Source organism: Nostoc sp. DSM 114159, assembly GCF_053470285.1.
Genome location: NZ_JBPFEH010000001.1, coordinates 2,624,241 through 2,637,463, shown reverse-complemented (window position 1 = coordinate 2,637,463; position 13,223 = coordinate 2,624,241). Strand labels below are relative to the sequence as shown.

Here is a 13,223-nt window from a genome sequence, read left to right as displayed (position 1 = left end):
TTGCGAACACAAACAATTACAAGATTTACCCTTCAAAATTGAATTAAATAAATGGGGTCAAATCGTCATGAGTCCAGTCAAAATTAAACATTATTTTTATCAAGTAAGAATCCAACGTTTATTGGAATCTTTATTGAATACAGGGGAAGTAATGCCAGAATGTGCTGTTAATATATCAGACGGGGTGAAAGGTGCTGATGTTGTCTGGTGTTCAGAAGAACGATTTTCTCAAATTGAAGATGAAGTATCAGCGTCTATTGCACCAGAAATTTGTGTAGAAGTGAAATCAACTGGTAACACTTTGGAAGAAATGGAATTTAAAAGAAATTTATATTTAGAAGCTCAAGCTGTGGAAGTATGGTTATGTAATGAACAAGGTCAAATGACATTCTATAATGAGCAAGGGGAGTTAGAGCAATCTTTGTTAGTTTCTAAGTTTCCTAGACAAATTAAACGGTAATTTTAGAGAACAAGGGAGAGAGCGTAGTTTACCGCCGTAGGCATCGCCTAAATTACTTATTTTTAAAATGTATCTTAAAAGTCTTGATAATCTTTAATTAAAACCTGGATAAAAATAACCTTTACTTCATTTAAATTATTATCTATTTCATAAATCATGCGATATCAACCTTAACAAAGGGTTAAGCAATAATAATGAAGACAAACAATTATTTACCTTCACCCTCAATACGCTTCGGTTAAGATTTTTTGATAAAAATTCTAGATTATTAAAGATGCGAGAAATCACCCTCTCTACAAAGGAATAATTATTGTAGAGACGGCGATTCATCGTGTCTTGCCTTAACCAAACAGTATTACCGCTTTTCCCGATGTGAGCAAGAAGTTTGATATTTTTATCCTTCTTGTGCGGTTAAAACGCGACAGCTTGAGCTGTACCAGTCAAATGGATTGTCGTATAAGTTTGTCTTTGCCCTTGGTTGAATTTAGGAATCACAGAAAAGAGATTTGTTGTTGTGATTCCCTTAGTTTCTACTGGCGCTGAGTTGGTTTTTCCAAGGTTTACACGGGGTAAAATCAAAGTAAACACGGTATTGCCAGTATCTACTGTCTTACGGATAGTCACACTTACTAATGTACCAATTTCTGTTTCTACACTACGGATCTGCTCAGTACCTTGAAAGTTTAATGTTTGTTGCTTATCTTTATAGGTAAAAAGGGGCTTGCCAGTAAAGCTTGTCGTTGAGTAACTAATGCTGACGTTCTTACCTTGAAACTGGTATAAGTTTGGTACTACTTCTGAGGCATTAGCTGATAATACAGGTATTGCTGTTAACAGCATACCTAATGTAAACGATCCAATCAAATTTCTTGTTTGCATATCTAAAAAAGTTTTTGCTAGTTTGACGGAGATACTTACCCGAATGGGATGACAATAGGTATCAAATCAATTTTAAAAGTAGATATTGCTACAATCGTGTAAAATGGAACACATTGCAATGCTTGTTAATATATTTGCAATAATTTCTAATATTCTGTAAAAGTTTGCTCTGCGAACCTGATAACCCTTGGGTAGTTTTAACAAATGCACCCAGATATGCTATGGGCAAAAAAGTAGTACAGCAATAAGTTTACATATCATCTTCCCCTGTCATATTTGTTTTAAGGAAATTTTGATTTCATTTTTGTCTTATTCCCTCAATAACTAGCAACTTGAGTTAGATTTAAATTTTGAAATACCCTTTGGGGTTTTATTTTAAAATTGGAAATTTTGTATTGCTTATGAAACGGCGATCGTACATGATGCTTTTAGGATTTTTCCTCAGCCTTATTTTAACTATCGTGCCAATGCATGGCAATTTCACTAATGCTGCAACACCAACAGCAGTCACACCTGTTTCAGCCCTCTCATTCACCCAAGGAGTGCAAAAAACGGTATTAGACAACGGCTTAACGGTACTAACTAAGGAAGTCCATACTGCTCCCGTGGTGAGCGTGCAAGTTTGGTATAAAGTTGGCTCACGCAACGAGGTTAAGGGAGAGAATGGTATTTCTCACCAGCTAGAACATTTGATGTTCAAAGGTACAAATGACCGTCCAGTACAGTTTGGACGGTTGTTTAGTGCTTTGGGTAGCCAGTTCAATGCTTTTACTAGTTATGACGAAACAGCTTACTTTGGCACAGTGCAGCGAGACAAATTAGAAGCACTGCTGACACTAGAAGCCGATCGCATGGAAAACTCCTTAATTGGGCCGGAACAGCTCACCAGTGAAAAGCGGGTGGTGATCTCCGAGTTACAGGGATATGAAAATTCACCAGGTTATCGTCTGAGTAAGGCAGTGATGCGGGCTGCTTTCCCCAATCGAGCTTATGGTTTATCAGTGGGAGGCACAAAAGCCGATGTCGAGAAATTCACGGTCGAGCAGGTACGGAATTATTACCAAACCTACTACAGCCCAGAAAATGCCACATTGGTGATTACCGGAGATTTTGCCACAAAACCCGCACTCAAAGTTGTCCAAGAAACTTTTGGGAAGTTATCGCAACGAGCAAAAAAGAATACGGTAGTCAATAATGCCAGGAGAACGATTGATAATTCCTCGGCATCTTCTTCTGTTGCCAACGCTTCTCCATCTACCCCTGCTGCGAAAAAAGCACCGATTGTCCTCAAGCAACCTGGAAGTACAGCACTATTGCAAGCGGTGTATCCTCTGCCAGATATTAAACATCCTGATGTTCCAGCAATTGATTTGATGGATGCCATTCTTACAGGTGGACGTAGTTCTCGACTTTATCAGGCTTTAGTGGAATCTGGACTGGCTAGTTCAGTGAGTGGTGGTGCTGCCGAACTGATCGAACCGGGTTGGTATGAAATTAATGCTACAGCGGCTCCCGGTCAAGAACTAGGGAAAATTGCCCAGGTACTCCAGGAATCTTTAGTAAAATTGCAAGAGCAGCCTGTTACCTCAGAAGAGTTGAAGCGGGCAAAGACGCAACTGCAAGCCTCGTATATTTTGGGTAATCAAGATATCACTAGTCAAGCTAATCAACTGGGATATAACCAAACGATCGCAGGGGATTATCATTTTATTGAAAGGTATCTGGCTGCGATCGCAAAAGTAACTCCTGCTCAAGTCCAAAAAGCTGCAAAAACTTACCTCAATCCGGCTCAACAAACCATTGGTTTCTTTGAGCCGACTCAACCAGATGGTAAACCAGGAACTTCTAGCGCTGGTTCTAGTCGCACGGTGGAAAATTTCAGCCCTGGTAAGCCTGTAGATCCAGCAGAACTAGCAAAATATTTGCCACCTGCCACATCAGAGACAGATTCAGCTAAACAATCACTACCAGAAGAGTTTACCTTAAAGAATGGTTTGAAGGTTCTGCTGTTGAGCGATCGCAATCTTCCCACTATTAACTTAAGCGGACAAATTGACGCTGGTAGTGAATTTGACGGCAATCAAAAAGCTGGATTAGCGAATCTAACTGCAAGCAACTTAATGAATGGGACGCAGACTAAAAATGCTCTGACCCTAGCAAAAACCTTAGAAGACCTGGGAGCCGATTTGAGTTTCAGCGCTAGCCGCGAGGGAACTAGCGTTAGTGGTGAGGGACTTTCAGCAAATTTGCCAATATTGATTCAAACTCTGGCAGATGTGTTAGAAAACGCCACTTTCCCCGCAGATCAGTTAGAACTAAGTCGCCAAAGGGCATTGACAAGTCTGAAAGTCCAGCTAGATGACCCTAGAGGTTTGGGAAGGCAAGTATTCCAACAGGCAATTTACCCTGAAAATCATCCATTCCACAGCTTTCCCACAGCCGAGAGTTTAAAGACTATTACTCGTGATGATTTGCTTGGTTTCTACCAGACACACTACCGACCGGATACCACAACGATCGCCTTAGTGGGAGACTTCGATCAAGTTAAGGTAAAAGCTTTGCTAAATGAGGTGTTTGGTAAATGGCAGGCCACAGGTAAGCCACCTGTTCTCAAAATACCAACCGTACCATTTCCGAAAACTTTGACACAACTAAATAAAGTAATTCCCGGTAAAGCTGAGGCTGTTACTTACATCGGCTACAACGGCATCTCCCGGAAAGATCCACGTTATTATGCGGCATTGGTGCTAAATCAAATTTTGGGTGGTGATACCTTAGCCAGCCGCTTGGGTACAGAAGTGCGCGATCGCCAAGGTCTAACCTACGGTATATATAGTGGTTTTGCTGCTGGGATCAATCCGGGGCCCTTCTTGATTCAAATGCAAACTGCTCCTCTTGATGCCCAAAAAGCGATCGCCAGTACTCTCGCTTTACTAAAACAGTTACGCGAACAAGGAGTAACTGAAGCTGAATTCAACGCAGCAAAACGCTCAATTACCAATAGCTACCCTGTGGATTTAGCTAATCCTAGTGATGTATCCAGTATCATTTTGGATAATGCTGTTTTAGGGCTTTCACGCTCAGAAATCCGAGAGTTTCCTCGGCGGATTCAAGCAGTCACTATGGCTAATATGCAACAGGCAATTGAAGATTTAATTAAGCCAGAAAATCTGGTGATTGTCACCGCCGGGCCTGGAGATAGTGTAACCAAGGGTAGCTAATTATTTCAGATAAATAACAATCTTATCTGATTGGTAAAAATCGCAATCACAAAATCCCCGACTTCTTAAAGAAATCGGGGATTTCATTGTTTACATGGCTAACATCACCTCGTACCTTCTGCCTTCTGCCTGGTTGTTGAGTTTCAACTACGCTCAACTGCCGCGTAGTCGAAACACTGCCTCATTCAAATTGAATAAGACACTGGAAAAGACTTTGCATCTTTTGGCTTCACATACACTCGCTGTAGGGGTTCTAACTCTAAATCATTAAAGCGATCGCGTGTTAAATGCGCCATCACCACTTGCCCATCATCGAAAGTTAATTCTACCTGAATTTCCCAACCCAAATGTATTAATCGGCTTACTGTTGCAGGTGTAGTGGTACCGTTAGCAGCCTTTTCTAAAATCACATCTTGCGGGCGCAAAAATACTTGTGGGTGTGGCGCATCAAACCCGCTACTTTGAAAAATCTTCGAGTTGCTGGGTAACACATTCACCGGGCCAATGAAGCTCATTACAAATGCGGTGGCAGGATTATCATAAATTTCAGATGGTGTCCCCACCTGTTCTACACGTCCTTTATTCATCACCACAACCTCATCGGAGACTTCCATTGCTTCTTCTTGGTCGTGGGTAACGAAAACTGTGGTAACATGAACCTCATCATGGAGGCGGCGTAACCATGCCCGTAAATCTTTGCGGACTTTAGCATCAAGTGCGCCAAAGGGTTCATCTAGCAATAAAACTTCCGGTTCTACTGCCAAAGCCCTAGCTAAAGCTACGCGTTGTCTTTGACCGCCAGAAAGTTGTGATGGATAGCGATCGCCTAATCCAGTCAATTGCACCAATTCGAGTAACTGTTCTACTCGTCCTTTAATCCTCTTTGGCTGTGCCTTACGAATTTCTAAGCCAAAGGCAATATTTTGCTTAACTGTCAGATGCTTGAATAGAGCATAGTGCTGAAATACAAACCCAATATTTCGTTGTTGCACACTTTGGTATGTAGCGTCCTTACCGGTAAGCAGGATTTTACCGCTATCTGGCATTTCTAAACCTGAAATTAACCGTAGTAGCGTAGATTTACCCGATCCCGATGGACCAAGTAATGCAACTAGCGAACCACTCTTAATTTCTAGGCTAACCTCATCAACTGCCTTGAAACTCCCAAATTGTTTGGAGACGTTCTCAACTACTATACCCACTGCTACTATAACCTCTGCAACTAAATCTACAGATCCTTGGTAGGATTACTGTGTCCTACATATACCATATATTGTTATTTATGGATGAACAAGATTTAGCTACCGCAACTACCGCAATCGAGGAAGCTACAGTCAGCACCACTGCAATCTAGGGAACTACAATCAGCAGCACCACAATCTAGGGAACCACAATCGGGAGTTATGCTAACGATCTCGACACAATTACAGCCCAAATCGGCACAATCAAAACAGTTGGTATTGTCGCTACTAATAAATGAAGATTTTTGAGTAACTTTACCAGATGCTTGTCGTTGCTGCATGTCTCTTTCCTCCTCTGTAGATTCTTCTGAGTTTTCGCTCTGCATTCGCAATATTTGATTGGCTTGCTTGCAAGCTTGAAATCGTTCGCGGGAATTAACAAAAGCTGCTTTTAACCCTTCCTTAGCAACTATCCGCTTAATGTATTGCGAGCAAGATTCGCCGCCATATAGTATTCTGTGGGCACAAGCAAAACCTTTGTGCGGAGAAATATGTTTTTGATATCCAGTAATTGCGGCAGTACTAATTTGTCTAGTAAAAGAATCGAATAAGGAAATCTGCATATTTTATAACTGGGGCATTGGGCATTGGCACTAACCAATATTCTTTTGTACTTACGCAAAAGCTCTTTGAAACTCTTATTTCTTTGCGTTATACCCTGCAAGAAGCCGCTTTGCATCTATGAGGTTCGTTTTTCATGATTTTGCGTAAATCCTGTTCTTCATTCTTCCCAATACTCAATACCAAATACTCAATACCCCAGGTTCAATTCGTATCGAAACATTAAGGAATATTGCATTTGTGCAGAAACCTGGAGGTAAAGCGCCAAATCACCAGAAAGACCGTGGTAGTATGCTCTCGGTAAATGTGAAGATTGGGAGAAAGACCTTTGACACTACGGGTTGCTGTTATTGGGTCAGGCCCTGCTGGTTCATCTGCCGCAGAAACACTGGCAGCCTCTGGGATTGAAACCTACCTGTTTGAGCGCAAGCTAGATAATGCGAAGCCTTGCGGGGGTGCAATTCCCCTATGTATGGTGAGTGAATTTGACTTACCACCAGAGATTATCGATCGCCGGGTACGGAAGATGAAAATGATTTCACCTTCCAATCGCGAGGTTGATATCAATCTGGTAAATGAAGAAGAATATATAGGAATGTGCCGCCGGGAAGTGCTGGATGGCTTTTTGCGCGATCGCGCAGCCAAACTAGGCGCAAATTTAATTAATGCCACTGTTCATAAACTCGATATACCAGGAAACAATACCGATCCCTATACGATTCATTACGTTGACCACACAGATGGGATATCACAGGGTATTGCCAAAACTCTGAAAGTGGATCTAATTATTGGGGCGGATGGGGCTAATTCCCGCGTTGCCAAAGAAATGGACGCTGGGGATTACAATTATGCGATCGCCTTTCAAGAGCGAATTCGCTTGCCCGAAGACAAAATGGCCTACTATAACGACCTCGCCGAAATGTATGTCGGTGATGACGTTTCTACCGATTTCTACGCTTGGGTTTTCCCCAAATATGACCACGTAGCTGTCGGTACTGGTACGATGCAAATCAATAAAGCCAGCATCAAACAGTTACAAGCTGGTATCCGCGCTCGTGCTTCCGAGAAGCTAGCAGGCGGTAAAATCATCAAAGTTGAAGCCCACCCCATTCCCGAACATCCCCGTCCCCGTCGTGTTGTCGGTCGCATCGCCTTGGTGGGAGATGCTGCTGGTTATGTTACCAAGTCCTCTGGTGAAGGTATTTATTTTGCCGCTAAATCTGGGCGGATGTGTGCCGAAACCATTGTCGAAGCATCTAATAATGGTAGCCGTATTCCTACAGAAGGCGACCTGAAGGTTTACCTGAAGCGTTGGGATAAAAGATACGGACTCACTTACAAGGTGCTGGACATTCTGCAAACCGTATTCTATCGTTCCGATGCTACCCGCGAAGCGTTTGTGGAAATGTGTGATGACCTTGATGTACAACGGCTAACATTCGATAGCTATCTGTATAAGACGGTTGTCCCAGCTAATCCGATCACTCAACTGAAGATTACTGCCAAAACTATCGGTAGTCTAATTCGCGGTAATGCCCTTGCACCTTAATTGAGTGCGACTTCCAACAAATAAATTACCCGATTTTGCCGATTGGAAAGAATGTCAAGTTGAAATTGATGGGTAAACAAGTTCGTAGTAAGGACTTTAGTCCTAGATTTTGAAGCACTGAAGTGCTTACTACAAACTCATCATATTTAATCAGACATACCACTTGGTAATACCATTTTAGATTTTGGATTTTAGATTTTGGATTGGTGCGTCTGAACTTGCTGTGAATCCATCTGTCGCAATCATTTTTCAAAATGGTATAATTTGTGAAGTTAAAAGTATGTATTTATACTCACAATCCATGCTTGCTATACCAATTAAGATAGCGTTGTAGGCGATCGCGCAGGTAACTCGGCTTGCTAATGTCGTGGGATTGCTCAGGATAAATAATCAATTGAGTATCAACCCCTAAACTTTTGAGTGCTTCATACATCTGCTCGGAGTTGTGCAACGGAACAGAAACATCGCGATCGCCACCCAGAAATAGTGTTGGTGTTACGATTCGGTCGGCGTGCAGGAACGGAAAAGAAACTCTTAGCCAAGTGTTGAGGTTTTTCCACGGCACGCCCAATTCCTGTTCGTAGTCATAAATATACTCGTCAGTACCGTATCCTGCCAAAATATTGGAAATACTAGCTCCACTTACCGCAGCTTTGAAACGGGTATCTTGGGCAATCGTATAGTTTGTTAACATACCACCGTAACTCCATCCACCTATTCCCAACCGAGATGGATCGGCTATTCCTTGTGCTTCAACGTAGTCAACAGCAGCAAGGACATCTTGAACATCTTTATTTCCCCAGTCAGCGTAAATAGCCTTCGAGAACGCTTCACCCCGTCCCGAACTACCCCGTGGATTAACTGCAACGACAACATAACCTTTTGCTGCAAACAGCTGCCAGTCATACATAAACTGGTTTGTGTACTGCCCAACTGGGCCACCATGAAGTTGAAGGAGTGTTGGGTACTTCTTTCCTGGTTGAAAATTTGGTGGTTTGACTAAGAAACCGTGGATTTCGGTGCCGTCTTTACTCTTGAAACTAATTTCTTCCGTGGTTCCTAATAGAAGTTGGGCAAGCAATTCCTGGTTTTGGTGCGATATTGAACGCAGCTCAGTGCCTTTAAGGGTAAAAACCTCACTTGGCTGCTGTGGCATTGAGGATAACAAGGCAATCCTGTCGTCACCCGCTAAGTCAAAAGCGCTGATATTTCTACGTCCACCTAGTAATCGCTCTATCTTACCGCCTGCTACTGGTACTTTTGCTAGGTGAACATTGCCATCGTCTTCCAGCAAAAACAGAATTGATTTGCCATCAGATGTAAAGCGTGGCTTAACAACATTGCGATCGAGATTTGCTGTTAACAGACGTGGAGTACCTCCTGATGCTGGAATAACGGCAAGATGGTAAACGGCATACTCAATTAGCTTTTCAGGGCCTCCTTGCAGATAGGCTATTAACTTTCCATCTGGACTCCAAACAGGTCGGCTACCCCAGGAGGGATCGCAATTGGGGACTTCATTGGTAGTTATTTGATGTACTTTTGCTCCTGGTTGGACTTGGATTGTGTAGACATCCCAATTGTTATGCCGATCGATATCAGCACCGCGCTTGCTAACAAAAGCAATCTTCTTGCCATCTGGAGACCAGCTGGGTAAATACTCATTAAACTCACCTGGTGTCAGAATATCTGCTTTGTGAGTTGCTAAGTCAAACAGGTAGAGGTGTTCGCGACTTTTTCCGAGATATCCAACCCCGTCCTCTAGAAATTGAAAGCGATCGATGACAATTGGCTGTGCCGTCTTTTGTTCGTTGTGAGTTTCTGGGGGTGGATCGTCGGCGATTACAGCCAGTTGTTTGCCATCGGGCGACCAAACGAAATCAGAAACGCCTCCTGGAAAATCTGAAATCTTTTCTGCTTCTCCATCAGCAAGATTCAGCAGCCAAATTTGATTGTCTTCACTGTCGGACTGACGACTGGAGAGAAAAGTTAGGTACTTTCCATCAGGACTGAAACGAGGAGAACTTTCGCTATCTTTACTGTTAGTTAATTTTAGGGTGCGGGAGCCATCCCACGAAGCCAGATAAATATGGTTGTTGACAGAATCATTCTTGATATCGGTACTCTTGACTGTATAGGCTATCCAGGCTCCATCGCTAGAAATTTGCGGTTCGCTAACTTGGTGGAGAGCAGACATATCGTCTAGGGTAATCAGCCGCTTGGACGTTGCTTGAACCTTGAGACTCGTACCGATTAAAGCAGCGATCGCACTACAAGCTAATGCCAGTTCCCTAAACTTTTTCATGTTTGTTGTCAAAATTAGCAAGGACGCTTATCTTACATCTGTTAGTCACTTTGCTGGATGTTACTTGCAACTTTATTTTACAAACAGCCTCTTGTAATTTGTCACCCTTGGGGGGAGGTTAAGTATGCTGTATTCTGAACTTCAGCGATAAATTGCTTTTTGAATAAATGCTTAATTTTATTTCCTATTTGTTTTTAGCTCAAGCATCGCCTTCTCCTCCACCACAAGAAATCTTCATTCCCCAACAAACAAGACCTTTAACAGGACATCTTGACGAAGTACCGGTATTTAACAGTAATAATCCAGAAGTAGTTAAAAGTGAAGGAATTCTGCTTTCTACATTTCCTCCTCAAGGCAAAAAATTTCCCAGCGCCCACCTAAACTTTCCATTTCAGGGACGGTTTGATTTATTTTCTCACCATATTGCTAGAGCGATTGAGACGCCAAATGATTTGCGGACTCTTTATTTGGGAGTGATTGTTTACAATCCCAGCGATCGCACTGCAACTGTCAATATATTGCAAGCAGCTAGTTATGTGAGTCAACCCGATGCACCTTTTGTCAAGCTGCCTCCTATGCTGTCAAATAATTCGGGAAACATTTATGCCGGGCCTGGCGATCGCGTAATGAATGATGTGCTGCGAACCAGACAACAAGGATGGCCAGCCCAGTTGGTAATTCCACCAAAACAAAGCCGGATGTTAATGAATCATCCCATTCCTGTGCGGACTTTAACGCCGCCATTGAATGGACGTTCTACTTTGTTACGTTTGTATAGCGATCGTCCTATTTATCTGGCGAACCTGGCCATGTTTGCCAAACCCAATGCCGATGGTAGCGAACGAGCGCCTACTTTAGAAGAATGGGAGAATTTATTAGAAAATGGTGATTTTGCAGGGCCCCGCGAACCTGCACCCAGTCCTCCAGATCGGCTTGCAGGGGCAACAGAAATTTACGGACGGGTAGCAGGGGTAGCTATTGGCTCTCGTTGGCAAGCACAAGTTACCGACTCTAATAGTTCATACCTGACAATTCCCGGATCGGGACAAGCTTTTTCTTACGGTTTAAGTACCCTTTTGGCTGGCAAAATGGGTACAGGACAAAACCAAACTGCTAAACTCGTAGCGCGTTATCCTGGTACTGCTTACGAAGCTCACGGCAACTATGGCATTGAATACAACATCTCTCTACCATTATTCAACAATACAGATAAGCCGCAAACTATAAATGTACTTTTCCAAACGCCTATCAAAGAAGATGAGTTAAGTAAACCAGGGCTTCGCTTTTTTTCACCACCTGAACCATCTGTGTTTTTCCGAGGTACAGTTCGTATTCGCTACAATGACGATAATGGCTTACCCAGAACCCAATATTGGCATTTAGTTCAACAACGGGGACAGATGGGAAAACCGCTGGCTCAATTAAAAATATCTCCTAGACAGCACCGACTGGTAGAAGTGGATTTTCTCTACCCACCTGATGCTACGCCTCCTCAAATGTTGACAATTCAAACTGTAGATCGAAATTAACAATTTAAAATTCCAGAAGTATTGTATGGAATACAAGTCTTGAGTTGAGTGCAATTTCTGATAAAACAGATGTTGTTCTGAATCTACTGGGGCAAAATAGAAAACATGACGATTGAATCCAATTCCTCTAATCTACCAACCCCAGAACCAGGCCCCGAAAATGATTTGCAGCCGGATGACTTTGACGGGAGTGCAAATGAGAAAAACCTAGCCTCAGAAGTACTAGCGACACAACAAGCACTAGTAGCAATTGGGTCTTTGCAATCTTCGCAACATCCAACTGCTTTACAACAAGCCCGTTCTGACTTCAAACAACCCATTAGTAAGCAATTCACAGTTAAGCCGAGGGCATTGCTGATTATTTTAATAGCGATCGCCATCACCTTCATTGGAATTATCCTCAATAATTGGATCGTCGGCATTATCGGCACGCTGATGGCTTTGCTATTATCCCTGGCGATATTATTGCCTTGGTTGCAAGAAGTTTTAGACGAATGGTTTTCACCCCAAGAACGTACCCTGTTTGTGGCCTTTTTGGGACTAATAGTAGCCATTATCGGCACGATCAGATTCACAGGTGTAGGCGATCGCTTACTTGTTTTAGGACGCCAGATTAACTGGGAAACTGCTGGTAGCCTTGCAGAATGGTTTGGCGCTTTGGGGCAAATTCTGATCGCCATCATTGCCGTTTACGTAGCATGGCGACAATATGTGATTTCCAAAGACTTGACAATTCAGCAAAATATGCTGACAGTTCAGCAAAATATCATCACCCAGCAACAGACAATTGATTCCTACTTCCAAGGCGTTTCCGACTTGGTATTAGATGAAGAAGGATTATTAGAAGATTGGCCCCAAGAAAGAGCGATCGCGGAAGGACGCACTGCGGCAATTTTAAGTAGTGTCGATGGTAGTGGGAAAGCGAAAATTCTCCGTTTTTTGTCACGTTCCAAGTTACTGTCACCCCTAAAACGCGATCGCTTATTAGGTCGAGCCATTCTTGATGGAACTGGCGGATATGCAGAAGACCGCCTCGAAGGTGTGCGCGTCATCGATTTAGGCGTAATGCTAGCCGCAGCCGACCTTTCTGGTACTGATTTACGTTGGACTGATCTGAGCGAAGCTAATCTTGTCCGCGCCAATCTGAGCGGTTGTGATTTAGTAAAAGCCAACCTCTCCCGCACAATTTTATATGGTGCGAATCTCAATGATGCTGACATCAACGGGATTCGCCTATTCTATGGTGTAGTAGATAAAGCCTCACCCCGCAGTCGCACCCAAGCACCAGATTATGAAACCGGCGAACAAACCGGCGCTGTGGTAGAAAATGCCGATTTCAGCAACGTACAACGAATGTCTGAGTCTACACGTAACTACTGTTGCACTTGGGGTGGCGAGAAAACTAGAGGTACTATTCCTGGTGGTTGTGAAGGTATTCCTAATAAGTTGGGAAGATAATTATAAGACTAGATAAAAAA

At 42.9% G+C, this 13,223-nt stretch carries 9 protein-coding genes; 5 read left to right on the top strand and 4 right to left on the bottom strand.

The genetic code is table 11. The features are described from left to right. Positions 1-37: 37 nt before the first annotated feature. Positions 38-460, top strand: a complete 423-nt coding sequence (locus ACR5KR_RS10915; protein WP_448270161.1) for a Uma2 family endonuclease — start codon at positions 38-40, stop codon at positions 458-460. A 411-nt stretch (positions 461-871) separates the two neighbouring features. On the opposite strand, the gene ACR5KR_RS10910 is transcribed toward ACR5KR_RS10915, so the two are convergent. Next, positions 872-1,339, bottom strand: coding sequence for a hypothetical protein (locus ACR5KR_RS10910; RefSeq protein WP_445626529.1), 468 nt, complete (start codon positions 1,337-1,339; stop codon positions 872-874). Positions 1,340-1,740: 401 nt separating this feature from the next. Here ACR5KR_RS10910 and ACR5KR_RS10905 point away from each other — a divergent pair, with 401 nt between their 5' ends. After that, positions 1,741-4,560, top strand: a complete 2,820-nt coding sequence (locus ACR5KR_RS10905) for a M16 family metallopeptidase (protein ID WP_448266533.1) — start codon at positions 1,741-1,743, stop codon at positions 4,558-4,560. 185 nt (positions 4,561-4,745) lie between these two features. On the opposite strand, the gene ACR5KR_RS10900 is transcribed toward ACR5KR_RS10905, so the two are convergent. Next, positions 4,746-5,762 carry a sulfate/molybdate ABC transporter ATP-binding protein gene (locus tag ACR5KR_RS10900; protein ID WP_448266532.1) on the bottom strand — a complete coding sequence of 339 codons (1,017 nt, stop codon included), beginning with the start codon at positions 5,760-5,762 and terminating at the stop codon, positions 4,746-4,748. Positions 5,763-5,857: 95 nt separating this feature from the next. Further along, complete coding sequence (yidD, locus tag ACR5KR_RS10895; protein ID WP_448266531.1) at positions 5,858-6,364, bottom strand: membrane protein insertion efficiency factor YidD; 507 nt, start codon at positions 6,362-6,364, stop codon at positions 5,858-5,860. 326 nt (positions 6,365-6,690) lie between these two features. Between yidD and chlP the strand changes: the two genes are divergently transcribed. Next, a complete protein-coding gene (chlP, locus tag ACR5KR_RS10890) occupies positions 6,691-7,911 on the top strand; it encodes a geranylgeranyl reductase (RefSeq protein ID WP_445626533.1) in 1,221 nt (406 codons plus the stop codon). 292 nt (positions 7,912-8,203) lie between these two features. On the opposite strand, the gene ACR5KR_RS10885 is transcribed toward chlP, so the two are convergent. Continuing rightward, positions 8,204-10,216 (bottom strand): prolyl oligopeptidase family serine peptidase, encoded by a 2,013-nt coding sequence (locus ACR5KR_RS10885; RefSeq protein WP_448266529.1) that lies wholly within the window; start codon positions 10,214-10,216, stop codon positions 8,204-8,206. Positions 10,217-10,383: 167 nt separating this feature from the next. Between ACR5KR_RS10885 and ACR5KR_RS10880 the strand changes: the two genes are divergently transcribed. Further along, positions 10,384-11,745 carry a DUF3370 domain-containing protein gene (locus tag ACR5KR_RS10880; protein WP_448266528.1) on the top strand — a complete coding sequence of 454 codons (1,362 nt, stop codon included), beginning with the start codon at positions 10,384-10,386 and terminating at the stop codon, positions 11,743-11,745. Positions 11,746-11,850: 105 nt separating this feature from the next. Beyond that, positions 11,851-13,203 carry a pentapeptide repeat-containing protein gene (locus tag ACR5KR_RS10875; RefSeq protein WP_448266527.1) on the top strand — a complete coding sequence of 451 codons (1,353 nt, stop codon included), beginning with the start codon at positions 11,851-11,853 and terminating at the stop codon, positions 13,201-13,203. The last annotated feature ends 20 nt before the right edge of the window (positions 13,204-13,223 follow it).